This is a genomic window from Mesorhizobium liriopis, assembly GCF_024053505.1.
Lineage (GTDB): Bacteria > Pseudomonadota > Alphaproteobacteria > Rhizobiales > Rhizobiaceae > Mesorhizobium_B > Mesorhizobium_B liriopis.
Genome location: NZ_JAMXQS010000002.1, coordinates 126,161 through 150,586 on the forward strand (window position 1 = coordinate 126,161; position 24,426 = coordinate 150,586).

At 64.1% G+C, this 24,426-nt stretch carries 29 protein-coding genes; 18 read left to right on the forward strand and 11 right to left on the reverse strand.

The genetic code is table 11. The features are described 5' to 3' along the window. Positions 1-47: 47 nt before the first annotated feature. Together secB and NGM99_RS03650 are read right to left on the reverse strand one after the other, a co-directional pair. Positions 48-560 carry a protein-export chaperone SecB gene (gene secB / locus NGM99_RS03645; RefSeq protein WP_252816109.1) on the reverse strand — a complete coding sequence of 171 codons (513 nt, stop codon included), beginning with the start codon at positions 558-560 and terminating at the stop codon, positions 48-50. A gap of 116 nt (positions 561-676) precedes the next feature. Next, positions 677-1,156, reverse strand: coding sequence for an FxsA family protein (locus NGM99_RS03650; protein WP_252816111.1), 480 nt, complete (start codon positions 1,154-1,156; stop codon positions 677-679). Between the two features lie 223 nt (positions 1,157-1,379). On the opposite strand from NGM99_RS03650, the gene NGM99_RS03655 reads away from it, so the two are divergent. From NGM99_RS03655 to NGM99_RS03670, 4 genes are all read left to right on the forward strand, one after another. Then, positions 1,380-2,090 carry a Tim44/TimA family putative adaptor protein gene (locus tag NGM99_RS03655; RefSeq protein ID WP_252816113.1) on the forward strand — a complete coding sequence of 237 codons (711 nt, stop codon included), beginning with the start codon at positions 1,380-1,382 and terminating at the stop codon, positions 2,088-2,090. 35 nt (positions 2,091-2,125) lie between these two features. Next, positions 2,126-3,202, forward strand: a complete 1,077-nt coding sequence (mltA, locus tag NGM99_RS03660) for a murein transglycosylase A (protein ID WP_252816898.1) — start codon at positions 2,126-2,128, stop codon at positions 3,200-3,202. After that, entirely contained in the window at positions 3,199-3,711 is a 513-nt protein-coding gene (locus tag NGM99_RS03665; RefSeq protein ID WP_252816116.1) for a Smr/MutS family protein, read from the forward strand. The genes mltA and NGM99_RS03665 overlap by 4 nt, the downstream gene beginning before the upstream one ends. Before the next feature lie 85 nt (positions 3,712-3,796). After that, positions 3,797-4,882, forward strand: coding sequence for a PLP-dependent cysteine synthase family protein (locus tag NGM99_RS03670; RefSeq protein WP_252816118.1), 1,086 nt, complete (start codon positions 3,797-3,799; stop codon positions 4,880-4,882). 43 nt (positions 4,883-4,925) lie between these two features. Here the strand turns inward: NGM99_RS03670 and NGM99_RS03675 are convergent, their stop codons facing one another. Continuing rightward, positions 4,926-5,807 (reverse strand): SDR family oxidoreductase, encoded by an 882-nt coding sequence (locus NGM99_RS03675; protein WP_252816120.1) that lies wholly within the window; start codon positions 5,805-5,807, stop codon positions 4,926-4,928. Between the two features lie 104 nt (positions 5,808-5,911). Between NGM99_RS03675 and NGM99_RS03680 the strand changes: the two genes are divergently transcribed. Continuing rightward, positions 5,912-6,769, forward strand: coding sequence for a helix-turn-helix transcriptional regulator (locus tag NGM99_RS03680; protein WP_252816122.1), 858 nt, complete (start codon positions 5,912-5,914; stop codon positions 6,767-6,769). Between the two features lie 246 nt (positions 6,770-7,015). Here the strand turns inward: NGM99_RS03680 and NGM99_RS03685 are convergent, their stop codons facing one another. The 6 genes from NGM99_RS03685 to hslV form a co-directional block, all read right to left on the reverse strand. Further along, positions 7,016-7,975 (reverse strand): DUF1402 family protein, encoded by a 960-nt coding sequence (locus NGM99_RS03685; protein ID WP_252816124.1) that lies wholly within the window; start codon positions 7,973-7,975, stop codon positions 7,016-7,018. Between the two features lie 80 nt (positions 7,976-8,055). After that, the gene (gene hslU / locus NGM99_RS03690; protein WP_252816126.1) at positions 8,056-9,366 is read right to left on the reverse strand and encodes an ATP-dependent protease ATPase subunit HslU; all 1,311 of its coding nucleotides are present in this window, start codon (positions 9,364-9,366) and stop codon (positions 8,056-8,058) included. Positions 9,367-9,370: 4 nt separating this feature from the next. After that, positions 9,371-10,447 carry a hypothetical protein gene (locus tag NGM99_RS03695; RefSeq protein WP_252816128.1) on the reverse strand — a complete coding sequence of 359 codons (1,077 nt, stop codon included), beginning with the start codon at positions 10,445-10,447 and terminating at the stop codon, positions 9,371-9,373. Continuing rightward, on the reverse strand, positions 10,444-11,013 hold the full coding sequence (locus NGM99_RS03700; RefSeq protein ID WP_252816130.1) for a DUF2585 domain-containing protein: 570 nt from the start codon (positions 11,011-11,013) through the stop codon (positions 10,444-10,446). The genes NGM99_RS03695 and NGM99_RS03700 overlap by 4 nt, the downstream gene beginning before the upstream one ends. A gap of 23 nt (positions 11,014-11,036) precedes the next feature. Beyond that, the gene (locus NGM99_RS03705; RefSeq protein ID WP_252816132.1) at positions 11,037-11,546 is read right to left on the reverse strand and encodes a GNAT family N-acetyltransferase; all 510 of its coding nucleotides are present in this window, start codon (positions 11,544-11,546) and stop codon (positions 11,037-11,039) included. A 9-nt stretch (positions 11,547-11,555) separates the two neighbouring features. Continuing rightward, positions 11,556-12,110 (reverse strand): ATP-dependent protease subunit HslV, encoded by a 555-nt coding sequence (gene hslV, locus NGM99_RS03710; protein ID WP_252816134.1) that lies wholly within the window; start codon positions 12,108-12,110, stop codon positions 11,556-11,558. Positions 12,111-12,282: 172 nt separating this feature from the next. Between hslV and hisB the strand changes: the two genes are divergently transcribed. From hisB to coaA, 8 genes are read left to right on the forward strand one after another with little or no spacing between them, the layout of a single operon-like run. After that, positions 12,283-12,882, forward strand: a complete 600-nt coding sequence (hisB, locus tag NGM99_RS03715) for an imidazoleglycerol-phosphate dehydratase HisB (RefSeq protein ID WP_252816136.1) — start codon at positions 12,283-12,285, stop codon at positions 12,880-12,882. Positions 12,883-12,885: 3 nt separating this feature from the next. After that, the gene (locus NGM99_RS03720; RefSeq protein ID WP_252816138.1) at positions 12,886-13,320 is read left to right on the forward strand and encodes a DUF2628 domain-containing protein; all 435 of its coding nucleotides are present in this window, start codon (positions 12,886-12,888) and stop codon (positions 13,318-13,320) included. Continuing rightward, positions 13,317-13,973, forward strand: coding sequence for an imidazole glycerol phosphate synthase subunit HisH (hisH, locus tag NGM99_RS03725; protein WP_252816140.1), 657 nt, complete (start codon positions 13,317-13,319; stop codon positions 13,971-13,973). Before NGM99_RS03720 ends, hisH begins: the two co-directional genes overlap by 4 nt. Continuing rightward, positions 13,970-14,701: a 1-(5-phosphoribosyl)-5-[(5-phosphoribosylamino)methylideneamino]imidazole-4-carboxamide isomerase gene (gene hisA / locus NGM99_RS03730; protein WP_252816142.1), complete on the forward strand. Its 732-nt coding sequence runs from the start codon at positions 13,970-13,972 to the stop codon at positions 14,699-14,701. Before hisH ends, hisA begins: the two co-directional genes overlap by 4 nt. A gap of 32 nt (positions 14,702-14,733) precedes the next feature. Then, positions 14,734-15,306: a Uma2 family endonuclease gene (locus tag NGM99_RS03735; protein WP_252816144.1), complete on the forward strand. Its 573-nt coding sequence runs from the start codon at positions 14,734-14,736 to the stop codon at positions 15,304-15,306. Next, positions 15,303-16,085 carry an imidazole glycerol phosphate synthase subunit HisF gene (gene hisF, locus NGM99_RS03740; protein ID WP_252816146.1) on the forward strand — a complete coding sequence of 261 codons (783 nt, stop codon included), beginning with the start codon at positions 15,303-15,305 and terminating at the stop codon, positions 16,083-16,085. Before NGM99_RS03735 ends, hisF begins: the two co-directional genes overlap by 4 nt. A 21-nt stretch (positions 16,086-16,106) precedes the next feature. After that, positions 16,107-16,430, forward strand: coding sequence for a phosphoribosyl-ATP diphosphatase (locus tag NGM99_RS03745; RefSeq protein WP_252816148.1), 324 nt, complete (start codon positions 16,107-16,109; stop codon positions 16,428-16,430). An 8-nt stretch (positions 16,431-16,438) separates the two neighbouring features. Next, positions 16,439-17,398, forward strand: a complete 960-nt coding sequence (gene coaA, locus NGM99_RS03750; RefSeq protein ID WP_435371387.1) for a type I pantothenate kinase — start codon at positions 16,439-16,441, stop codon at positions 17,396-17,398. Between the two features lie 22 nt (positions 17,399-17,420). Here the strand turns inward: coaA and NGM99_RS03755 are convergent, their stop codons facing one another. Next, a complete protein-coding gene (locus NGM99_RS03755) occupies positions 17,421-18,272 on the reverse strand; it encodes an oxidoreductase (RefSeq protein WP_252816150.1) in 852 nt (283 codons plus the stop codon). Between the two features lie 267 nt (positions 18,273-18,539). Between NGM99_RS03755 and NGM99_RS03760 the strand changes: the two genes are divergently transcribed. Next, entirely contained in the window at positions 18,540-20,045 is a 1,506-nt protein-coding gene (locus tag NGM99_RS03760; protein WP_252816151.1) for a phospholipase D-like domain-containing protein, read from the forward strand. A gap of 79 nt (positions 20,046-20,124) precedes the next feature. Here the strand turns inward: NGM99_RS03760 and arfB are convergent, their stop codons facing one another. Beyond that, a complete protein-coding gene (arfB, locus tag NGM99_RS03765) occupies positions 20,125-20,565 on the reverse strand; it encodes an alternative ribosome rescue aminoacyl-tRNA hydrolase ArfB (RefSeq protein WP_252816153.1) in 441 nt (146 codons plus the stop codon). Between the two features lie 269 nt (positions 20,566-20,834). On the opposite strand from arfB, the gene NGM99_RS03770 reads away from it, so the two are divergent. The 4 genes from NGM99_RS03770 to NGM99_RS03785 all read left to right on the forward strand — a co-directional run bounded on the left by NGM99_RS03770 (position 20,835) and on the right by NGM99_RS03785 (position 24,424). Next, positions 20,835-21,545: a response regulator transcription factor gene (locus NGM99_RS03770; RefSeq protein WP_252816155.1), complete on the forward strand. Its 711-nt coding sequence runs from the start codon at positions 20,835-20,837 to the stop codon at positions 21,543-21,545. A 13-nt stretch (positions 21,546-21,558) separates the two neighbouring features. Then, positions 21,559-23,373, forward strand: a complete 1,815-nt coding sequence (locus NGM99_RS03775) for a sensor histidine kinase (protein WP_252816156.1) — start codon at positions 21,559-21,561, stop codon at positions 23,371-23,373. A gap of 9 nt (positions 23,374-23,382) precedes the next feature. Further along, positions 23,383-23,814 (forward strand): HPr kinase/phosphorylase, encoded by a 432-nt coding sequence (locus NGM99_RS03780; protein WP_252816158.1) that lies wholly within the window; start codon positions 23,383-23,385, stop codon positions 23,812-23,814. Positions 23,815-24,013: 199 nt separating this feature from the next. Next, the gene (locus NGM99_RS03785) at positions 24,014-24,424 is read left to right on the forward strand and encodes a PTS sugar transporter subunit IIA (RefSeq protein WP_252816160.1); all 411 of its coding nucleotides are present in this window, start codon (positions 24,014-24,016) and stop codon (positions 24,422-24,424) included. Positions 24,425-24,426: the final 2 nt, after the last annotated feature.

Genomic DNA, 24,426 nt, shown 5'->3' on the forward strand with positions numbered 1-24,426 from the left:
CGGGCGGGCAAACCTGTTTCCACTTTGCCCTGACAGCCTCTAGTTTCTCAAGAAACCTGAACCTTGGCCGCGGCCTGTTCTTCGGCGATGCGGCGCTGGAACATCTGGCCGAAATCGATCGGGTCGAGCAGGAGCGGCGGGAAGCCGCCATTGCGGCTGGCATTCGCGATGATCTCACGCGCGAAGGGGAAGAGCAGGCGCGGGCACTCGATGAAGAGCAGAGGCAGCATATGCTCCTGCGGGAAGCCCTCGATGCGGAACACGCCGCCATAGGTCAGCTCGACATTGAACAGCACTTCCTGCTCGACGCTGGCCTTGGCGTTGAGTGTCAGCACCACGTCATATTCCTTTTCGGAAAGCGGGTTTGCGCCGACATTGACGTTGATGGCAATCGCCGGCGCCTTGTCACGGGCGCGAAGCGAGCGCGGCGCGCCGGGGCTTTCGAAGGACAGGTCCTTCACATATTGCGCCAGCACGTTGAGCGCGGGCTGCTGCTCAGGGCTGGCACCTGTCGTGCTCCCGTTGGCGCTGCCATTGCCGTTGGTTTCGTTTTCGGCCATGGGCCTGCGACCTCCGCTTGGGGTGCGCGAACAAGAAGGCACCCGACTGTTATCAAGACGGGCGCGGGCCTAACATGGGCCGAGGGGAAAGAACAAGTTCGCTCGCTGCGCCGAACTCACCGGTCCTTTAACGGCGCGATCCAGGGCGAGTTCGGATTGGGCCCGTTGGAATAGTCGCTGGGATCGAGATCGACCACATTGGTGGGCTGCGTCGGTCGCGCCCGGCCGCCGAACCCTCCCGCGAAATTGATCCGGCCCTTTACCGCGCGCCATGCGCGGTGCTGAACCGGCGGCAACAGGAGAGCGAGGCCCACGAGGTCGGACACGAAGCCCGGCACCATCAGAAGCACGCCGGCGACCATGGTCATGAAGCCGTTGACCAGCGAGAATGACGGGTCGCGGCCCGCTTGCAATTCGGTGCGCACGCGGCTGAAGGCCGAGATGCCACCCTTTCGCAGCAACAGCGCGCCCAGCACCACGCCGCCGAGCACCAGGCCCAGCGTTGCCAACACGCCGATCTCGCGTCCGACGATCACGAAGCCTGCGATTTCCAGAAGCGGGAAAAGGAGCAGGAGAAAGCGGAAAATGGAGGCCATCGGCGGATGTGGATTCCTTGTTTGTGCGGTTCGGTTTCGTGCAGCCGGCAAAACCCGGCATTCCAGAAGATAGGAACTGCCCAAAAGATAGGAACTGCATCGTGCCGTTTGAATGATGGGCATGTGCGTTCTATATGCAGCCGAATGCCTTCGGGCGGGTTTTCAAAGGGCGCGGGCTGTTCCGTGGGCCCAAAACAGGATTCAAGGAAGCGGTTCGCGACTGATGGGGTTCCTCGACTTCGGCACGATCTTCTTTCTTATCGTCGCGGTGGTGATCTTTTACCAGCTGCGCAACGTGCTCGGCCGTCGCACCGGCAATGAGCGCCCGCCCTTCGACCCCTATACCGCCGCCCGCACCCGTGAGGCATCGGGTGAGTCCAAGGCCGAGAATGTCGTGTCGCTGCCGCGCAAGCGCGCGGCGGGCGCGACTGAGGCGGAAGTCTCCTATGCTGCCATCGATGCAGCCGCCCCGGCCGGTTCCGAACTGAACAACGGCTTGCGCCGCATTCACGACGCCGATCCCACTTTCGAGCCCAAGAGCTTCGTCGAGGGCGCAAAGATGGCCTATGAGATGATCGTCATGGCCTATGCCGATGGCGACAAGAAAACGCTCAAGAACCTGCTCTCGCGCGAAGTCTATGACGGCTTCGTGGCCGCCATCGACGACCGCGAGGCGCGCGGCGAAAAGGTGCAGTCGTCCTTTGTCGGCATCAACAAGGCCGAGATCGTCGGGGCCGACCTCAAGGGCTCGGAAGCCCAGGTAACGCTGCGCGTGGTCAGCGAACTGATCTCCGCCACGCGCGACCGCGCGGGCGAGGTGATCGACGGCGACCCGGAAAACGTGTCCGAGGTCAAGGATGTCTGGACCTTTTCGCGCGACACCCGCTCGCGTGACCCGAACTGGAAGCTGGTCGCCACCGAAGCCGAGGATTGATCGCTGCGCGCGCGGCGGAGTACTTTGTCTTGGGAATGTTCGAGCCAACGGCGTTCACGGCCATCGCGGGCTGGGACGCTGATCCCAAACTCGGCGCCTTCGAGGCCTTCCGCCGCTCGGCCGTCCATGCGCTCGAAAAGCCCTATCGCTCAGGCAGCCTCGGCATCCGCTTCGAGAGTTTCGGCGAAGCATACGACGCTGCGAGAAACCGGCCCGCGCTGACCGACGTCGAAGCCCAAGCGTTTTTCGAAACCTTCTTCTGCCCGCTGCGCGTCCGTCCCGACAATGGCCAACCCCATGGCCTCGTCACCGGCTTCTACGAGCCGATCGTGGAAGCCTCACCGGTTCGCAAGCAACATTTCGGCACGCCACTTCTCAAGCCACCCGCCGATCTGGTGCCGGTGGATGACGCCAACCGCCCGGCCGGCATGGACCCTTATCTCGCCTGGGCGCGGCAGACGCCGGATGGGCTGGTCGAGTATCACGATCGCCGGGCCATCGAGTCAGGCGCTCTTCCATTCGATGAACTGGCACTCGCCTGGCTCCGTGATCCAGTCGATGCCTTCTTCATTCATGTGCAGGGTGCGGCACGGCTCATGCTGACTGACGGCACCGAGAAACGCGTGACCTATGCGGCGAAAAGCGGCCAGCGCTTCACCGGGCCGGGCCGGGTCCTGCTCGACCGCGGCGAGCTTCAGGCTGACACTGTTTCCATGCAGTCCATCCGTGCCTGGCTCGAAACGCATCCGAATCGAGTGCAGGAGATCCTCTGGCAGAACCGCTCCTATATCTTCTTCCGTGAGGCCCCGGTGTCCGACCCCGCGCTCGGCCCCGTCGCCGCCGCCAAGGTGCCGCTGACGCCGGGCCGCTCGATTGCGGTCGATCGCCTGCTCCACACATTCGGCACGCCGTTTTTCGTTTCGAGCCCGACGCTCCAAGCATTCGATCATGCACCCTTCGCCCGGCTGATGATCGCGCAGGATACCGGTTCGGCCATCACCGGCTCTGCCCGCGCCGATCTCTTCGCAGGCTCGGGCGATGCGGCGGGCGTTATCGCCGGGGTGGTCAACCACCCGGCCGATTTCATCGCTCTGGTGCCGAGGGCAAGATGACGAGCGCACCAACCATTTCCGATGAAGATCGGGTATTATGGAACTTGATCGCGAAGACGGTTAAGCCGCTCAGACCATCGACGCGAGTCATTTCGGACGAGCTGCCTTCCATGGCCGAATTGCTGGGCGAAGCGCCGAAGCCCGCAGCACCCGCGCCGACCCCGACCGTGCGCAAAGTCCCCGCGCCGGTCATGCTCGACAAGCCGACCCACACCAAGATCGCCAAGGGCCGCCTTGCCATCGAAGCCCGCGTCGATCTTCACGGCCTTTATCAGGACCAGGCCTACACGCTGCTCCTCGGCTTCCTCCGCAGCGCCCATGCGCGCGGGGCGCGGCATGTGCTGGTAATTACGGGTAAGGGGCCGGGCGGGGACGGCGTGTTGCGGCGCTCGGTGCCGAACTGGCTGATGACGGCACCCTTCCGCGAAGTGGTCTCGAGCTTCGACCACGCCTCGCGCGGGCACGGCGGAACGGGCGCGCTATATGTGAGGGTCAAGCGGCGCACGTGAAATGGCATTGAAGTGGTATTCGCCCATACGGTAGCGCCCCGGTCCATCTGCCGTTAAACCCGCCTCGAAAACCGAGGCCCATCCCTTGCCCAACCCTTCCGCCCGCGCCTGGACCGCCGATGCCATTCGGATCATCGAAGCAGATTTCAACCGCTCCGCCGACACGCATCTTCTGCGCGTGCCATTGCCCGCCACGCCCGGCATCGCGCTTTATCTCAAGGACGAGTCCACCCATCCCTCCGGCAGTCTGAAGCACCGGCTGGCGCGGTCGCTGTTTCTCTACGGCCTCTGCAATGGCTGGATCGGGCCGCAGACCACGGTGGTCGAAGCATCGAGCGGCTCGACCGCCGTGTCCGAAGCCTATTTCGCGCGGATGCTGGGATTGCGCTTCATTGCCGTGATGCCGCGTTCGACCGCGCGGGAAAAAGTGGCACAGATCGAGTTCTACGGCGGCACCTGCCATTTCGTGGACAGTGCCGCGGAAATGTACGCGCAAAGCGCGCGGTTGGCCGATGAACTCGGCGGCCATTACATGGACCAGTTCACCTATGCCGAGCGCGCCACGGACTGGCGGGGCAACAACAACATCGCAGAGTCGATCTTCGCGCAGATGGCGCATGAGGAGCATCCGGTGCCGCGCTGGATCGTGGTGGGTGCGGGTACAGGCGGCACCTCGGCCACGCTCGGGCGCTTCATCCGCTACCGCCGTTTGCCGACCGAACTGTGCCTCGCCGACCCGCAGGCCTCGGTGTTTCACCGCCATCTGGAAGATCGCAGCATCTGCACCTCGACCGAACCGCCCTCGCTGGTGGAAGGCATCGGGCGGCCGCGCTGCGAGCCGTCCTTCGTGCCAGAACTGATCGACCGTTTCTACGCGGTGCCCGATGTCGCCAGCATCGCGGCGGCGCGCGTTCTCTCGCGCCGCATCGGGCGTTCCTGCGGCGGCTCGACGGGCACCAATCTGTGGGCCGTCATGCAGATCGTCAGCGAGATGGCGGCGCGTGGCGAGAGCGGATCGATCGTCACGCTGCTCTGCGATTCCGGCGAGCGCTACCGCTCCACGATCCTCGACGGCGACTGGCTTTGCGCGCGCGGCATCGACATATGCGAGGCCGAAAAAGCCGTCGAGAGCTTCTTCGAGACCGGCACCCTTTCGAAAGCCGCGCTCTGAGCGTGGACGGGCCGGCTCGAGATAAACCGGCCCGTGCGGATGTTCAAAGCCGGTAGTAACCTGGCTGGCTGATATCGTTGAGAAGGCTCGGGCCGGTCGGCTCCCAGCCGAGCCATTCCCGCGTCAGCGTGCTCGATCCGGCAAGATCGGTGCCCGCGAAGTTCGCGAACCACCCGAAATGCTCCGGCTCGCGCGATTCCACCGGGAGACCCAGGGTGCGGCCGATCGCTTCGGCGATTTGTCTGAACGGCACGCCTTCGTCGGCAATCGCGTGATAGACCTCATGCGAAACGCCCTCTTCCAGCGCCAGCCGGTAGAGCCTTGCCGCATCCGAACGGTGCACGCCCGCCCAGCGATTGGTGCCCTCGCCGACATAGGCCGACACCCCCGTTTCTCGCGCGAGCCTGGCGAGGATGGCGATGAAGCCCTGATCGCCGCCAAGGCCATGGGTCGAGGGCGAGAGCCGCACGGTCCCCGCCCGCACGCCGCGTTGCGCGAGGTCCTGCGCGGTCACTTCCGAGCGGCGCGGAAAGGGCGCGTCCTTGGGCAGGCGGTCCTCTTCGGTCGCGAGCCGGCCCGGTGCCAGCAGAGCCACGCCCGAGGTCACGAGCAAGGGCTTGTCTGTCCCTGCCAGCGCCTCGCCGAAAGTCTCGATGGCGCGCTTGTCCTGCTGCGCGCTGGCCGCGAAGTTCGAGAAGTCATGGTTGAACGCCGTATGGATCACGGCCTCGGCGCGGTCGGCTTCCGCGCGAAGCGTGTCGAGGTCGTCCAGCGTCGCCTCGACCACTTTGGCTCCCTTGGCCGCGAGCGGCGCGGCCTTCTCCTTTGAACGCACGAGGCCGCTGACCTGGTGGCCTGCGCCCAGCAACTCATCCACCACCATGGACCCCACCCAGCCGGTGGCACCTGTCACGAATACACGCATCTCTCTGGTCTCCAAGATTCAGCGTGACGCCTCTGCTCCTCTTTTCTATGCTGTTAAAGACGGGACATTATCCCGGTATAATCCCTAACAGGCGGGGGCCGCCCATGTCCGAAACCACGGCGCTCGGCACCTATCTCAAGAACCGGCGGACCAAGCTCGACCCCGCCACGTTCGGGCTCAATGGCGGGCGCCGCCGCACGGCGGGCCTGCGCCGCGAGGAGGTGGCGCAGAGGGCGAATATCAGCGCCACATGGTACACATGGCTCGAACAGGGACGCGGCGGCGCACCCTCGGCCGATGTGCTCGACCGCATCGCGCGCGCCTTGACGCTGACCGAAGCCGAACGCGAGCATCTTTTCCTGATCGGTCTCGGCCGCCCGCCGGAAGTGCGCTACCGCAACAGCGACGGCATCACCCCGCGCCTGCAGCGCCTGCTCGATGTGCTGACGCACAGCCCGGCCATCGTGCGCACCGCGACCTGGGACGTGATCGCCTGGAATCGCGCGGCGAGGGCCGTTCTGACCGATTATGCCGCTCTGCCGCGCAGCGAGCGAAACGTGTTGCGCATGATTTTCGTGAACCCGCGCGTGCGCGCAGCACAAGAGAAATGGGAATCCGTCGCCCGCTTCGTCGTCGCCACCTTCCGTGCCGATTCGGCGCGCGCAGGGGCCGACAGCGAAGTCGAGCAGCTGGTCGAGGAACTGAGTGCCGCGAGCCCCGAATTCGCGTCCATGTGGCGCGAAAGCGATGTGCAGACCCATGGCGACGGCATCAAGCGCCTGCGCCACCCGCAGGCCGGCACCATCACGCTGGAATATTCGGCCTTCGCGGTGGATGGCCGGCCGGATTTGAGCCTGATCGTCTACAACCCCGCGACGGAGGCTGATCGGGCACTGGTCGAGGGTTTGGTGGAGAAAGCTTACGGGCTCTTGGAGCCGAACGCCATCATAGATGGTGCCTGACAGGGGAACGCTATTGGAGAGGGTACGGTATGGATTCTCGGGTCGAGCCCGAGAATGACGAATGGAAAAGGGGTTGATCACCAACCTTCAACGTTGGCGATTACCAGCAGGCGATCCCCCATCACTTCGTCATTCTCGGCCTTGAGCTGAGAATCCATGTCGTGACGTTTCCGCTTTTCCGACGGTGCCGAAAGCCGCCTAAATCTCCGAACGACCGCTACCCATCCCTTCCCTTCGGACCGCGCTCTAGAACAGCGCCTGAAGCTCTGGCAGCTTGTCGTTCACGAGCCAGCCGTAATAGTTCTCTTCCGGCATGCGCGGGGCTTCGCCCTTGGCCGCGCGCTCGGCGTTTTCCTTTTTGAGTGCTGAGGCGCGCTCTTCCGGGTTGCCGACATTGTAGAGCGTCGCCGTGATGCCGGGGTTCTTCGAGATGTCGAAACCGGCGACGTCGCGATAGGCGGCAATCGCATCGGCGAGCGTCGCGGCCACGTAAGGCAGCGTCAGGTCCGGGTCCATGATGGTGCGATAGACTTCCTGGGGGTCGTCTGCCGAAAGCTCGGGCAGGCCGGTGCGGCGATGCACGGCATCGCTCATCTTGAGCGCGGTGAGCGGGTTCAGCTGGCCGATGCCGAAGGTCTGCCCGGCATAGAAGGGCTGGAAGAAGACAGCGCTGAAGCGGTTCTTGGGAAAGCTCGTGCCGTCCACCGTCTGGCCGGAAAACTCACGGTTCCACACGCGCTCGCGGCAGGTCCAGAGCGCTTCGCTGCCGCTTCTGCCGTTGCATTCGGCGAATTGCGGGCGACGCACGAATTCGCCGATGCTCTCGCCCTTGTATTCGAAGTTCAGCCCCGAGCGCATATAGGAGATGGCTTTGACGTAGTAGGTCTGGAGCCGGTCATAGGCATCCACATTATAGGTGTGCTCGCCCACGATGGCGCCCACCATATGCATCGGGTCGATGCCGAACTGGGCGGAGGCTTCCTTGATCTTGGCGCGCAGCTTCTTGTCGTTCGCCAACAGCGCATAGACGCGCTTGTATTTGCGCTCGAAGGTGGTGTTGCCGGCGGATGTCCGACGCGAGGAGGCGCCGGGCACGTCCGGCTGCTCGGCCGACTGGTTGCCCGGCGGCACAACGGTCACGGCATGCGCCAAGGACGAGAAGCCGAGGCTCAGGCCGAGCACAGCACCGAAAAGTCCACGTTTCACCACGGCCGCCACCTTGCAAGGAAAAGCCCGCCGGCCCGACGCTTGAAAAGAAACCAAGCGTTAACCGGCGGGCTTTTGCCTTAAAGGATGAATCGCGACAAATCTGTGTTCTTGGCGAGATCGCCGACCTGTGCCTGCACATAGGCCGCGTCGATCGTGACGGATTCGCCGTCGCGGTCGGGCGCATGGAAGGAGATGTCGTCGAGCACGCGCTCCATCACTGTCTGCAGGCGGCGCGCGCCGATATTCTCGACCGACGCATTGAGATCGACCGCGATGCCCGCAAGGCTGTCGATGGCGTCTTCCGTGAAATCGAGCGTCACCCCTTCGGTCTGCATCAGCGCCACATATTGCTTGATGAGGCTGGCTTCGGTTTCCGTCAGGATGCGGCGGAAGTCATCCTTTTCGAGCGCGCGCAGTTCGACACGGATCGGCAAACGGCCCTGAAGCTCGGGGAGGAGGTCCGAAGGCTTGGCGACATGGAACGCACCCGATGCGATGAAGAGGATGTGGTCCGTCTTGATCGGCCCGTATTTGGTGGCGACCGTGGTGCCCTCGACGAGCGGCAGCAGGTCACGCTGCACGCCTTCACGCGAGGGACCGCCCGAGACGTCCGAGCGCGCGGCGATCTTGTCGATCTCATCGAGAAAGACGATGCCGTCGTTTTCGGCCGATTCCAGTGCGCGACGCACCACCTCGTCCTGGTCGAGCAGCTTGTCGGACTCGTCGTCGATCAGCGACTCGTAGGAGTCCTTGACGGTGGTCTTCTTCATCTTGGTGCGCTTGCCGCCCATCGCCTTGGACAGCATGTCGTTGATGTTCATCACGCCGATATTGGCACCGGGCATGCCGGGGATTTCGAAGCTCGGCATGCCGCCATTGCCGGTATCGGCCACCTCGACCTCGATCTCCTTCTCGTCCAGTTCGCCCTCGCGCAGGCGCTTGCGGAAACTGTCGCGGGTCGCGGGCGAGGCGGTCTTGCCGACAAGGGCGTCGAGCACGCGCTCCTCGGCATTCACATGGGCGCGGGCTTTCACGTCCTCGCGCATCTTTTCGCGGGTGAGGCCGATGGCCGTTTCCACGAGATCGCGCACGATCTGTTCCACGTCGCGGCCGACATAGCCGACTTCGGTGAACTTGGTGGCTTCCACCTTGATGAAGGGCGCGCCGGCCAGCTTGGCCAAGCGGCGCGAAATCTCGGTCTTGCCGACGCCGGTCGGCCCGATCATCAGGATGTTCTTGGGCATCACTTCTTCGCGCATCTGCCTTTCGAGCTGCTGGCGCCGCCAGCGATTGCGCAAGGCCACGGCCACGGCGCGCTTGGCGTCCTTCTGGCCGATAATGAAACGGTCGAGTTCGGAAACGATCTCGCGGGGGGAGAAGTTGGTCATACTCTCAGGACTCTGAATGAAAGCCGGAATGTGGGGTGCGGGGCAGGCGCGCTGCAAGACCCTCCGGCAAGCGGCCGAGCAAGATGCGGCGAAGCGCATGCCAACCGGCGGACAGGAGCAACACCAGCGCGCCGAGCACCAGCATCGAAAGCGGAAAGATATTGTCGGCCAGCACCGTGCCCGACAAAAGCGCGCCGAGCGCAATGCCGGCATAGGACAGGCCCGCCACCAGCACCGCGCGGCGATCCACCAGAAGGGCTATCAGTGCGAGCACCGCGAAGATCGCGAGCACCGCCCAAGCCGAAGCCGCATCCTGCGTGCCGTCGATCGTGATGCTCTGCACCAGCGGATGCACGATCAGGGGGGCCGCGATCATGTGGAGCCAGAAGGCGATATCGGTGCGTCGCGTGGCGCGAGCCGGATCGGACAGATCGAAGCGCATGGCGAGCGCGAAGACGAGAATGCCCAGCAGGAACAGGATCGGCCGTAGCCAGGCTGCCACGAAGTCCGGCGCCAGCGCGCTGATGAAAGCGAGCGCCGCCGTACCGAGTGCCGCGACACCGGCCGCGACCGTGATCGGCACGCGGAAGCGCCAATAATGCAGCCCGGCCGCGAGCACGGTGACGAGTGCGGCGCCGAGCACGATCCAGGGCGGCAGCGTCTGGTTGCCGGGAACGAGATTGAACTGCCAGAACGAGATCACGCCCTGGCCCGAGCCGAATGCGAGAGCTGCCGTGAAGATGCCGGTGGCAAAGGTCAGCAGAAGCACGATCGAGGGCAGCGCCATGCGGCGCGGGCGCGTGAAGAACTCGGCGAGCGCCCAGGAGACCACCGCGATCACCAGCGCCATGCCGCCGAGACCCAGCGGTGTTTCGGTGAACCACCCGATGGCACTCAGGAACAGGCCGATGCCGATGGTGACGAAGATATCGCCGAAGCCCGAAATGAAGCGCAGTTTTTCGTCGTCGCGCGGTTCCTGAAGGGCGCGCGCGTCCTCGATGGCGAGCAGTGAGGTGAACTGATCGGCGCTGATCACGCCGCGCTCGACGGCGGTGCGCAGGGTTTTGTCGGAAATCGTCATCCGGCCGCTCCCTGCCATTCGCGGATCGCATCCAGCGGGTAAAGCAGCATGATCACGTTGAGTGTGAGGTTGTCGCGAATGACCCAGCCCACGCCGATCTCCATGGCGACTGCCAACAGGACCGTAACCACGACCGGAAGCTTTCGTGCCAGAAGGAAGCCGACGATCATGGCGAGGTTGTCGCAGACCGAATTCAAGACCGAGTCGCCGAAATAGTCGAGCGAGATCGTGCCTTCGCGATAGCGGTTGATCACCATCGGCGTGTTCTCGACCACCTCCCACGCCGCTTCGAGCCCGACGGCAAACGCCAGCCGCGTCATCCAGTGGGTCTTCGGAAAAGCCCATGTGAAGAGCGCGTAGAAGATGAAGCCGTGGATGATGTGGGAGAAGGTGTACCAGTCGGAAATGTGCTGCGAGTTTTCCGAGCTCTGCACCACGCCGTGCCAGAGCTTCACATATCCGCATTCGCAGATCGTGACATGACCCATGAGGGAAAGGATCAGCGCCTGAAGGGCGAGAATGCCCAACACCAGGGCCAGGCCCGTTTTCCACCGGTCCTGTGACACGATGGATCGTTGTGAAATGGCCGTCACGGCGTCTCGCCCTCGAAGTCGGGGTTGTCGATGAACATCAGAAGGGCGGGACCGTATACGCTTTCGCGGCGGTCGAGCGGCTGGAAGCCGGCTTTGGCATAGGCACTGATGGCACGAAGATTGTCGGGATGCGGATCGATCACGACGCGCGGCGCGCCCTCGTCGAACAGCTCTTCCGTGAGCTGGCGGAGAAAGGCCGAACCATGGCCTGTGCCCGTCAGGCTCTCTTCGCCGACCGAAAGATCGATGCCGAGCGTGCCGTAGGGTTGATCGGCATAAGGATGGTCGTCTTCGAGATGCGGGTCATAGACCTGCGCATAGCCGACCGGCTTGCCGTCGAGCTCCAGGATCAGGGGCTCGACGGACACGCTGTCGATATGATCTTCGATCTGGGCAAGCTCATCCGCCGGCTCGCCCCACCAGGCTTTCCAGTGGGGTTGTTCGAGCCAGCGGGCGAGAAGGGAAAGGTCGCTCCGTTCGAGCGGCCTGATGCCATAGCGCGGCATGGGAAGCGGTCAGGCCGCGTTGTCGATGGTTTCGACGATCACGCTCGCATTGGTGTAGACGCAGATTTCCGCTGCAATCCGCATCGCCGTGCGTGCGATCTCTTCCGGGTCCTTGTCGGTTTCGAGAAGTGCGCGGGCCGCGGCCAGCGCATAATTGCCGCCCGAGCCGATCGCCATCACCCCATGCTCGGGCTCAAGCACGTCGCCCGTGCCGGTCAGCGCCAGCGACACGTTCTTGTCGGCCACCAGCATCATCGCTTCGAGGCGGCGCAGATAGCGGTCGGTGCGCCAGTCCTTGGCGAGCTCGACGCAGGCGCGGGTGAGCTGGTCGGGATATTGCTCGAGCTTGGCTTCGAGGCGCTCCAGCAGCGTGAAGGCGTCGGCGGTGGCACCCGCGAAGCCCGCGATCACCTGCCCCTCCTTGCCGATGCGGCGAACCTTGCGCGCATTGCCCTTCATGATGGTCTGCCCGAGGCTGACCTGCCCGTCGCCGGCGATGACGACCTTGTTGTTCTTGCGCACGGTCACGATGGTCGTGCCGTGCATGATGATTTCGTTCGACATTATGGCTCCGATGTCGCGCCGACCCATTCGAGGCATCGACACGGTACGAGGAATATCGCCACACTTAGGCGTTGCCTTGCGCTTTGCAAACAGCGTCGAGACTGTTCCGGTAAACTGGTCATCCGCCTCATGCGCTGATAGAAGCGCCGCGTTTCACGTGGAACATTCAAGCATGAGCGCCCGGCAAGCTACAGTCAGCCGCAAGACCAACGAGACGGAGATCAAAGTTTCCGTCGCGCTCGACGGTACGGGCAAGCACCAGGTGAAGACCCGTGTCGGCTTCTTCGACCACATGCTGGAACAGCTCTCGCGCCACTCGCTGATCGATATGCAGATCGAGGCGAACGGCGATCTTCACATCGATGACCACCACACGGTGGAGGATACCGGCATCGCCATCGGTCAGGCGATCGCGCAGGCGCTCGGTGAGCGGCGCGGCATCATGCGCTATGCCTCGATCGAGCTGCCGATGGACGAAACGCTGAGCACGGCGGCAGTGGATGTGTCGGGGCGCGCTTTTCTGGTCTGGAACGTCCAGTTCACAGCGGAAAAGATCGGCACGTTCGACACCGAACTGGTGCGCGAGTTCTTCCAGGCGCTGGCGCAAAGCGCGCGGATCACGCTGCACATTTCCAACCGCTATGGCGCGAACAGCCACCACATCGCCGAGAGCTGCTTCAAGGCGGTGGCCCGGGTGTTGCGTGCGGCGCTCGAGCCCGACCCGCGCCAGCCCGATGCGATTCCCTCCACCAAAGGCACGCTGAACGGCTGACTCATGGCAAGCTTCGTCGCAATGGAGCCGCCCGAAGGAGGGCCGAGCGACCGCACGATCTTCGTCCGCGACCGCTTCACCTTCTGGGCATTCCTGCTTCCCTTCGTCTGGTTCCTGCTCAATCGGATGCCGTTCATGGCGGTGATGTCGCTCCTCGTGGTGTTCGGTCTGTTCATGCTGATGACCCTGCCCGACTTTGGGCTGGTGGGCCTGTTGATCCTGCTTCTGGTGCTGTTCGGGTTCGGCCTCGAAGCGCCTGTGCTGAAGATCCGCTCGCTGCGCGGCAAAGGCTGGCATGAGGCTGGGACGATCGATGCGCGGTCGTTCCGCGACGCCGAGCTGCGTTATTTCACCGGTGCCGTGCCGACTGGAACCGACTCGAGCTGGCGCGAGCGTTTGCCGTGGTTCGCGACACCCGCCGAGGAGACCGCGCGATGAGCCAGACCGTCACGATCATCGACTACGGCTCGGGCAACCTCCATTCGGCGCAGAAAGCGTTCGAGCGGGCCGCGCGTGAAACGGAAACCGATGCGCGGATCATCCTGACAAGCGATGCGGAGCTGGTGCGTCGGGCCGACCGTATCGTGCTGCCCGGCGTTGGCGCCTATGCCGATTGCCGCGCTGGTCTCGACGCTGTTCCCGGCATGGTCGAGGTGCTGAACGAAACCGTTCGCGGGCAAGGCCGTCCCTTCCTCGGCATCTGTGTCGGCATGCAGCTGATGAGCGAGCGCGGGCTTGAAAAGACCGTCTCGCCGGGCCTCGGCTGGATCGGCGGTGATGTGACGGAGATCAAGCCGGCTGACCCGAACCTCAAAATCCCGCAGGTCGGATGGAACACGATTCACGTGAAACATTCCCATCCACTCTTCGCCGGCATCCCCACCGGGCCTGAAGGACTGCACGCCTATTTCGTCCACTCCTATCATCTGGCCGCGCGCAACCCGGACGAGGTGCTGGCCGAAACCGACTATGGCGGGGCGGTCACGGCGGCAGTCGGCAGCGACAATTGGGCGGGCATGCAGTTCCACCCCGAAAAGAGCCAGACGCTCGGTTTGCGCCTGCTCGGCAATTTCCTGAGGTGGAATCCGTGATCCTTTTTCCCGCCATCGACCTCAAGAACGGCGAATGCGTCCGGCTCAAGCTGGGCGAAATGGATTCGGCCACCGTTTATAATCCCGACCCCGCCGATCAGGCTCGCGCCTTCGAAGCCCAGGGTTTTGAATGGCTTCATGTGGTCGACCTCGACGGGGCCTTCGCGGGCGACAGCCGCAATGGCGAAGCGGTCGAGGCCATTCTAGGCGCGACCAGAAACCCGGTACAGCTGGGCGGCGGCATCCGCAATCTGGCCCAGATCGAGGCATGGCTCACGAAAGGCATTCGCCGCGTGATCCTCGGCACGGTCGCGGTGCGCGAGCCGGAACTCGTGAAGGAAGCCTGCCGCCTGTTTCCCGGTCGCATCGCGGTCGGCATCGACGCGCGCGGCGGCCATGTGGCGGTGGAAGGCTGGGGCGAGACTTCGACCCTCAAGACGGAAGACCTCGCACGGCAGTTCGAAGGCGCGGGCGTTTCGGCCATCATCTTCACCGACATCGACCGCGACGGCGTGTTGTCGGGCATCAACTGGGATGCCACGATCCGGTTGGCCGATGCGGTCTCGATCCCCGTGATCGCCAGCGGGGGGCTCGCCTCGCTCAACGACATCCGGCGTCTGACCTTACCTGACGCCCAGAAGCTGGAAGGCGCCATCTCGGGCCGCGCGCTTTATGATGGGCGCATCGACCCAGGCGAAGCGCTCGCCATCCTGCGTGAGGCGGCGTGACGGTGTTCGGGTCGCTATGCTAAAGGTGAGCCATGAATGTGCACGCCCGATATCCGACGACGCCCGATGAGTTCGTGCGCTGGAACGAGAACCGCGAAGGCAGGCGCGAATTCGTCCGTGGAACCGTTGTCGAGATGATGATCAACACGACGATCCGTCACGCGGTGATCGCTTCGCGCTTGACGGCTATTCTGTTGCGGCAGTTCCCCTATCCGGAATTCTTCGTCGGTTCGGCCGATGTCGCCGTGCGCACCCATGCCGGCATCCGCTACCCGGATGTTTTCGTGGATCGCGGCTCGCCCGAGCATGGCGATCTCGGCCTCGTCGCCGAACATCCGGTGCTGCTTGCGGAAGTCTTGTCCTCGTCGTCGGTCGGTCGGGATTTTCTCGAGAAGGCCGCCGAATATACGGCCATACCGTCGCTTCGCTTTTATCTCGTGGCCTCGCAGGACGAGCCGCGCGTCTGGCTCTGGGCACGCGACGCTCAGGATGCATGGCAGGAGCCACAGGAGACTGAAGGCACCGAGCCTGTGGTTTCCCTTTCCGACCTCGACGCCACCCTCCCCCTTGCCGAACTCTATGCGGGAATCGAGCCGCGCCGATGACACTCAAGGCCCGCATCATTCCCTGCCTCGACGTCCATAACGGGCGCGTGGTGAAGGGCGTCAACTTCGTCGATCTGATCGATGCCGGGGATCCGGTGGAGGCGGCTGCGGCTTACGACGCGGCGGGCGCGGACGAGCTCTGCTTTCTCGACATCACCGCCTCGTCGGACAATCGCGAAACGATCCTCGACGTGGTCGGCCGCACGGCGGAAAAGTGCTTCATGCCCGTCACCGTGGGCGGCGGGGTGCGCCAGCTGGCGGATATCCGCAACCTGCTTCTGGCGGGCGCCGACAAGGTGTCGATCAACACGACCGCCGTGAAGGACCCGGACTTCATCAACCGCGCGGCCGACAAGTTCGGCAACCAGTGCATCGTGGTCGCCATCGATGCGCGGCGCGTTGACGGCGAGACGCCGCGCTGGGAAATCTTCACCCATGGCGGGCGCCAGGCGACGGGCATCGATGCGGTGGAATTCGCCGCCGACATGGCCGAGCGGGGGGCTGGCGAAATCCTGCTCACCTCCATGGACCGCGACGGCACCAAGAGCGGCTACGACATCGCGCTGACGCGTGCGGTGGCGGATGCCGTGCGCTGCCCGGTGATCGCGTCCGGCGGTGTCGGCACGCTCGACCATCTCGTGGAAGGCGTGCGCGATGGCGGCGCGACCGCCGTGCTCGCCGCCTCCATCTTCCATTTCGGCACCTATTCGGTGGGTGAAGCCAAACGGCACATGGCCCAGGCCGGATTGCCGATGCGCCTCGATCCCGCCGACCTCTAGGCGATCACTCTGAGTCCACCGATGAGCTTCACGCTGTCCGACCTCGAAGCCACCATTGCCGCGCGTGCCGCGTCGGGCGACGCCTCGTCATGGACGGCGAAGCTGATCGCGGCGGGCACGCCGAAGGCTGCGCAGAAGCTCGGCGAAGAGGCGGTGGAAGCCGTGATCGCAGCGGTCGGCGGCGATCGGGCGAACCTCGTCAAGGAAAGTGCGGACCTTCTCTACCATTGGCTGGTGGTGCTCAAGCTTGCGGACATTCCGTTGAGTGAGGTAATGGCCGAACTCGAAAGCCGCACCGGCCAATCCGGCCTTGCTGAAAAGGCCGGTCGCCCGAAAGAAAACTGAGCACGACCTTGGACCAGCTCGCGCCGCGCGAACGCTATTCGCCCTACCGCTTCTTTTCCGCCGCCGAGTGGGCCGAGTTCCGTGCCGATACGCCGCTGACCTTGACCGAAGACGAGGTGAAGCGGCTGGGTTCGCTCTACGACCCGATCGACCTGCGCGAGGTCGAGCGCATCTACCTTTCGCTCTCGCGCCTGCTTTCGGCTCATGTGGAGTCGAGCCAGCTTCTGTTTCGCCAGCGCCAAGCCTTTTTCGGCGCCCCGGAAGCCTACAAGACGCCCTTCATCATCGGCATTGCCGGCTCGGTCGCGGTGGGCAAGTCCACCACCGCGCGCGTGTTGAAGGAACTGCTCGCCCGCTGGTCGTCGAGCCCCAAGGTCGATCTCATCACCACCGACGGCTTCCTTTATTCCAACGAAATCCTGCGCCGCGAGAACCTGATGGAGCGCAAGGGTTTTCCCGACTCCTACGATGTCGGTGCCCTGCTGCGCTTCTTGTCGGCCATCAAATCGGGCCAGCCTGACGTGCCCGCCCCCCTCTACTCGCACCTGACTTACGATGTGATGCCGGGTGCCTATGTGACCGTGGACCGTCCGGATATCCTGATCTTCGAAGGCATCAACGTCTTGCAGCCGCGCGAGCTGCCGCGCGACGGCACCTTCGTGCCCTTCGTGTCGGACTTCTTCGACTTCTCGATCTATATCGATGCTGATGAGGACCTGATCCACGACTGGTACATCGCCCGCTTCATGCGCCTGCGCGAGACCGCGTTTCGCGACGAGAAGAGCTTCTTCCACCGTTATGCAAGCCTGTCCGACGAGACGGCGCTGACGATCGCCGAGAATCTCTGGGCGAACATCAACCTCAAGAACCTGCGCGAAAACATCCTTCCCACCCGCCCCCGCGCCGACCTGATCCTGCGCAAGGGCGAAAGCCACCGCGTGGCGGAAGTGGCGCTGCGGAAGTTGTAGCGGGCCGATCCGAAGCGGCTGCTCACGCGCCGTCGGGAAAATCCGCCGACAGGCTGAGGTCGCGTGTGCCTTCGATGGTCGCCACGCGTTCGCGCTGGGCTTTCAGCACCGCATCATAGCCGAAGCGGCCCAGAACCAGATGGCGCGGCGCGTCTGGGTCGAGCGCAATCGCGATCATCGCATCCGCGGCGCGCTTCGGGTCGCCCTGCTGCTTGCCGCTAATGTCGCGTGTGGATTGCAGGCGCTTGCCGGCCGTGTCCTGATAGGCCTCGATCTGTGTCGCGGTCTGCTTCAAGGAGCGCCCGGCCCAGTCGGTGCGGAACGGTCCCGGCTCGATGCAGGTGACGGCGATACCCAAGGGCGACACCTCGGCGCGCAGCGAATCCGACCAGCCTTCCACCGCATGCTTGGACGCCGCGTAGTAGCCCGAGCCCGGAAAGCCGACGAGCCCGGCGACCGAGGTGAGGTTGATGACGTGCCCGCGCCTGTTCTCGCGCATGCCGGGCAGCACTGCGCGGGTCAGTGCGAAGAGACCGAACACATTGGCATCGAATTGGTCTCGGATTTCGCTCTCCACGCCCTCCTCCACCGTGCTCTGGTAGCCATAGCCCGCATTGTTCACTAGAACGTCGATCCGCCCGAATTTTTCGAGCGCGGCCTTTGTCGCCGCCTCGATTTCGCTGGGCTTCGTCACATCGAGCGCCAGGGCCAGCACCGACGCTTCGTGCCCCTGCGCGAGATCAGCGACCCGTTCCGCATCCCGCGCGGTCGCCACCACCGGCCAGCCTCGCGCGATGACGGCCTCGGCCAGCGCGCGTCCGAAGCCGGTCGAGCAGCCTGAGATGAACCATACGGGGTTTTGGGTGTCGGGCATGGAAACGTCCTTGGTTTCCGGCCCAACGCAGGCTGTCGCAGCGGGTTGCTCGTTTTCCGGCACGGGGCCCATGTTCCAGGGTCGATCTTTCTCATCGCCATTGGTTTGGGCGCTTCCCTGAAAGCAACCATAGGCTCGGCGAGCATCATCCCGCCGGGAACCCTTTTCAAAGCAAAACGTCTGATCGAAATCGAGACCGAATGCCCTCCCGCACATGGCTCCCGCGAATGACCAATCGAGTATTTTTGTCTGAAGAACGAGGAGCGCATGAACGACGCTGCGCCGCAACATCTGCCTGAGCCGGGGCGCAATTGCTTCCGCATTGAAACTGCCGAGCGGCTTTCGGTGATCGTGGATGCAGACGATTATTTCCGGATTGCGCGTTCCGCGATGCTGAATGCCAAGCGGCGGATAACCTTGGTCGGGTGGGATTTCGACGCACGCATCGCGTTCGGGCGGAACAGCGACGACGAGGCGCCGGAAAAGCTTGGCGCGTTCATCTACTGGCTCGTCGAACAGAATCCGGAACTGGAGATCTTTCTGCTGCGCTGGGATGTTGGCGCCCTGGCGACGCTGACGCGCGGCACGACGTTTCTGACGCTTCTGAAATGGATGCGCCACCCGCGCATCCATACCAAGCTCGACGGGGCCCATCCGGTGGGCTCGTCGCACCATCAGAAGATCGTCGTGATCGACGATTGCCTCGCCTTTTGCGGTGGCATCGACATGACCGCCGACCGCTGGGACACGCGTGAGCACCGGTTCAGGGACAAGCGTCGGCGGCGTCCGACGACGCATCGCGCCTATATGCCCTGGCACGATGCGACGACGGCGATCACCGGACCCATTGTGGACGCGATTGCCGAAATCTGCCGTGAGCGCTGGAAAGTGGCCGGCGGTCGTCCCGGTCTCGCGCCGATCGAGGGCGTGAAAAGCTGCTGGCCGGAAGGATTGCCCACGCATTTCCAATATGTGCCCGTCGCCGTGTCGCGTTCGGCGCCCGAATGGGACAACCGTCCACCCGTCCGCGAAATCGAAGCGCTTTATGTCGATCAGATCGCCCGCGCGAAACGCTTCATCTATGCCGAGAGCCAGTATTTCGCTTCGCGCCGCATCGCGGAGGCCATCGCCCGGCGGCTGGATGAACCGGGCGGACCGGAGATCGTGGTCGTCAACCCGGAAACGGCGCGCGGCTGGCTGGAACCGGTCGCGATGGACTCGGCACGGGCGCGCCTTGTGGAAGCGCTGCGCCGACGCGACCGGGAAAACCGCTTTCGCATTTATCATCCCTATAATGACGGGGGCGAGGCGATCTATGTTCACGCCAAGATCCTGATCGTCGACGACCGGATCCTGCGCGTCGGTTCCTCCAACATGAACAACCGTTCGATGCGGCTCGATACCGAATGCGATGTCACCATCGATCTCGATTGTGGTGGAGGCGTCGCAGCGGCCGAGACGGTCGCGGCGATCCGCAACGATCTTCTGGCCGAGCATCTGGGCGTCCCGGCTGAAATCGTGGCGGCCGAGATCGCCCGCACGGGCTCGCTGATCGAAACGGTGGAAGCGCTGCGTGGAGACGGCCGATCACTGCGGGCTTACGAAATGCCCGACCTTTCGAGCGTCGAGGAATGGCTGGCCGACAACGAAGTGCTCGATCCGGAAGGTCCTGCGGAAATGTTCGAGCCGCTTGCCGCACGCGGGCTCTTTCGTGGAATCCTGGGCAGGCTCAACCCGTCGGGCGGGCGGAAAGAAAGGATGGCGGAGCGCTGAGCAGGGCCGCTTTTTTGCTGGAAAGGTTTTGTGGCCGGACGTGATGCACGGAGCGCGCTCATGCGCCACCGCCCACCTCTCAATCGTCCCCTACCCGTCCGCGCATCTTCTTCACCACGCTGCGTCCGGCCTTCTTTTTCAGCCGCTCTTCCACCGAGCCCTTGGTCGGCTTGGTCTTGCGGCGGGGTTTGGGGGGCGGTTCGGCGGCCTGGGTGAGCATGTCGCCCAAGCGCTCGCGGGCGTCCAGACGGTTGCGTTCCTGGGTGCGGAAGCGATTGGCTTCCACCGTGATCACGCCGTCCTTGGAGGCGCGGCTGCCGGCCAGGATTAGCATCCGGCTCTGGACGCGGCCGGACAGGCCCTTGGCGCGCAGCACGTCGAAGCGGAGCTGGACGGCGGTGGAAACCTTGTTGACGTTCTGACCCCCCGGCCCCGACGCGCGGATGAAGCTTTCCTCCCACTCGTCGGGAAAGATGGTTTCACCATTGGCTTGAAGCGGGTCGTCGAGTCTTGGCGGCACGGGTGGAAATCTCTCTCGAAATGCTCCGGATTTCCCATCCGGCAAACGATCGGTTATAAGCCACCGGAACATCGGCGGCGGGCGGCAGGTTGCGATGCGAGTGGCAACCGGCCCTCATGGCGTTGGCGCTTATGCCACACTTTGCGCCCAATTCGTCCGCCACAAGCCCGCCCAGTCTCGAAAGAACGGGGCCGGGCCGGTTGAACAAAACGCGGTCTGTGCCCTTAACCATCAGGAAAGGGGCCCGGACCATGAGGGAGCCGCTTGATATGGCCACAATCGCGCTTGTGGACGACGACCGCAACATCCTGACCTCGGTCTCGATCGCGCTCGAGTCCGAAGGCTACCGCGTCGAAACCTATACGGACGGGGCGTCGGCTCTGGAAGGTTTGGGCGCGCGTCCGCCGAACCTCGCCATCTTCGACATCAAGATGCCGCGCATGGACGGCATGGAGCTGTTGCGCCGCCTGCGCCAGAAAAGCGACCTGCCGGTGATCTTCCTCACCTCCAAGGATGACGAGATCGACGAACTGTTCGGCCTCAAGATGGGCGCCGACGATTTCATCCGTAAGCCCTTCTCGCAACGGCTGCTTGTGGAGCGCGTGCGCGCGGTGCTGCGTCGGGCTTCCGCGCGCGATGCGGCGACCAACGGCGTCAAGGCGCCGACCCAGGCCTCGCGCTCGCTGGAGCGCGGCCAGCTGGTGATGGACCAGGAGCGCCACACCTGCACCTGGAAGGGCGAGCCGGTAACGCTCACCGTCACCGAATTCCTGATCCTCCATTCGCTCGCCCAGCGCCCCGGCGTGGTGAAGAGCCGCGACGCGCTGATGGACTCGGCCTATGACGAGCAGGTCTATGTCGATGACCGCACCATCGACAGCCACATCAAGCGGTTGCGCAAGAAGTTCAAGTCCGTGGACGACGACTTCGAGATGATCGAAACGCTCTATGGTGTCGGCTACCGCTTCCGCGAAGCCTGACCGCTGAATACCCATGGCGGTGGAAACGGATAATCGCGCACTCGCGCCGCTCGGGGCGACGGCGGCCCGTCGCGTCCGCCGTTCGCTTTGGCGCTATGTCCGTCCGAGCCTTTACTGGAGCCGGCTGACCACGCCGGTGCGCCGCTTTCTCGGCCACCATGTCTTTTCGAGCCTCACCCGCCGCATTCTGGTTCTGAACCTCGCAGCTCTTTGCGTGCTGGTATCGGGCATCCTCTACCTCAACCAGTTCCGCGATGGGCTGATCGAGGCGCGGGTGGAAAGCCTGCGCACGCAGGGCGAAATCATCGCCGGCGCCATCGCAGCTTCCGCCACTGTCGAAACGGATGCGATTCGAATCGATCCGGAAAAGCTTCTGGAGTTGCAGGCGGGCGAAAGCATCGCGCCGGGCGCGGACAGCCTCGACAGTCTCGATTTTCCGATCAATCCGGAGCGCGTGGCGCCGGTTCTGCGCCGCCTGATCTCGCCGACCCGCACCCGGGCGCGCATCTTCGACCGCGACGCGAATCTCCTGCTCGACTCGCGCCACCTTTATTCGCGCGGCCAGATCCTGCGCTACGATCTGCCGGTGGCGGAAGGCGACGAGCCCTCGGCCTTCGAAAGGCTCGAAAAGCGCTTCTTCGACCTGTTCCGCTTTTCCGACCTCCCCGTCTACAAGGAGCAGCCGGGGGGCAACGGCACAGGCTTCCCCGAAGTGATGAACGCGCTCACCGGCGTGCCATCCACCGTGGTGCGCGTCGGCGAACAGGGCGAGCAGATCGTCTCGGTCGCCGTGCCCGTGCAGCGCTTCCGTGCGGTGATGGGCGTGTTGATGCTGTCCACGCAGGGCGGCGACATCGACAAGATCGTGGCGGCCGAGCGCCAGGCGATCCTGCGCGTGTTCGGCGTGGCGGCACTCGTCAATGTGGTGCTCTCGCTGCTTCTCGCCTCCACCATCGCGAACCCCTTGCGGCGGCTGGCGGCAGCCGCCGTGCGCGTGCGGCGCGGTGTGAAGCATCGCGAGGAAATCCCCGATTATTCCGACCGCCAGGACGAGATCGGCAACCTGTCGGTCGCGGTCCGCGACATGACGCGCTCGCTCTACGCGCGCCTCGACGCCATCGAAAGCTTTGCCGCCGATGTGAGCCATGAGCTGAAGAACCCGCTGACCTCGCTGCGTAGTGCTGTGGAAACGCTGCCGCTTGCCAAGAGCGAAACCTCGCGGGCGCGGCTGATGGAGATCATCCAGCACGATGTGAAGCGGCTCGACCGCCTGATCACCGACATTTCCGATGCCTCGCGGCTCGACGCGGAACTCGCGCGCGAGGACGCGAACCGGGTCGATCTGGAAAAGTTCGTCGGAGATCTCGTCACCGTTTCGCGCGAAACGGGGCGCTCCAAGAAGCCCGTTTCCATCGAGTTCAAGGTGCTTCGCCCGCAAACGGGGCCGAAGGAGTTCTTCGTTCAGGGCCACGATCTGCGCATCGGGCAGGTGATCACCAATCTCATCGAGAACGCCCGCTCCTTCGTGCCCGACACGAACGGCCGCATTTCGCTGGCTCTCGAGCGGCGCAACAAGTGGATCGTCCTGACGGTGGAGGACAACGGGCCGGGCATCGGCGCCGAGAACATCGACCGCATCTTCGAGCGCTTCTATACGGACCGTCCCTCGAGCGAGATGTTCGGGCAGAATTCGGGTCTGGGCCTGTCGATCAGCCGGCAGATCGCCGAAGCGCATGGCGGCACGCTGACGGCCGAGAACATTCCGGGCGACCGGCCCGGCGAGCCGCGCGGCGCGCGGTTCACCTTCATGCTGCCGGCCGAAGAGTAGCGCTTTCCCATGCCGAATTTTCACGCCTGCGCCGTGTCACTGCGCGGGCAAGGCGTGCTGATCGCAGGCGCATCCGGCTCGGGCAAGACGCGGCTGGCGCTGAAGCTTGGCGGTCTGCGCGAGCTCGACGCGCAATTCGTGTCGGACGATCAGGTGATGCTGGAGGCGGTGGAGGGGCGTCTTGTGGCGCGTGCGCCGCACACCATATTCGGGATGGTGGAGGTGCGGGGGCTTGGTCCGGTCGCAATCCCGGCCATTCCCGAAGCCACCGTCGGCCTTTTCGTGCAACTCGTGCCCGGCCCCGAAAGCCCGCGCTTTCGTGCCGAAAGCGAGCACGAAACGCTGGAAGGCATAATCATTCCGCGCCTGCGTCTGCCCGAGCGTGATGCGGAGGGCGCAGTGCTTGCGATCCGCGCATTCCTGTTCGGCGCGCTTTTTTGAGCACATCCTGTTCGCAGATGCGGCAAAATGGCTATGAGTGTGACTGTTTTGGGCTTGTCAATGACATGGAGCTCGACAAGAGTGCGCAGCTCTTGCCCACGAGAAGGCCACCAAGGCCCGAGAAAACGGACAGGAAACCAAGGCCGAGGCGGATGGGAGCCCGGACAAACGATTGCCCAACGGAGCCTAGGCAAAGAGAATGATCGGACTCGTGCTCGTAACGCACGGTCGGCTAGCCGAAGAATTCCGCCTCGCGGTGGAACATGTGGTCGGCGCCCAAACCCAGTTCGAAACAGTGTGCATCGGAGCGGATGACGACATGGAGTCGCGTCGCGCCGACATCGTGGACGCCGTTGCGCGTGCCGACAGCGGCACGGGCGTGGTGATCCTGACCGACATGTTCGGCGGCACGCCCTCCAACCTCGCGATCTCGGTGATGGATGCCGGGCGCGTGGAGGTGATCGCGGGCGTCAACCTGCCCATGCTGATCAAGCTGACCAGCGTGCGCAAAGGCGACGACATGGCCCAGGCGCTGGAATATGCGCAGCTCGCCGGCCGTAAATACATCAATGTCGCGAGCCAGGTGCTCAACGCCCAGATGAAGTGCTGACC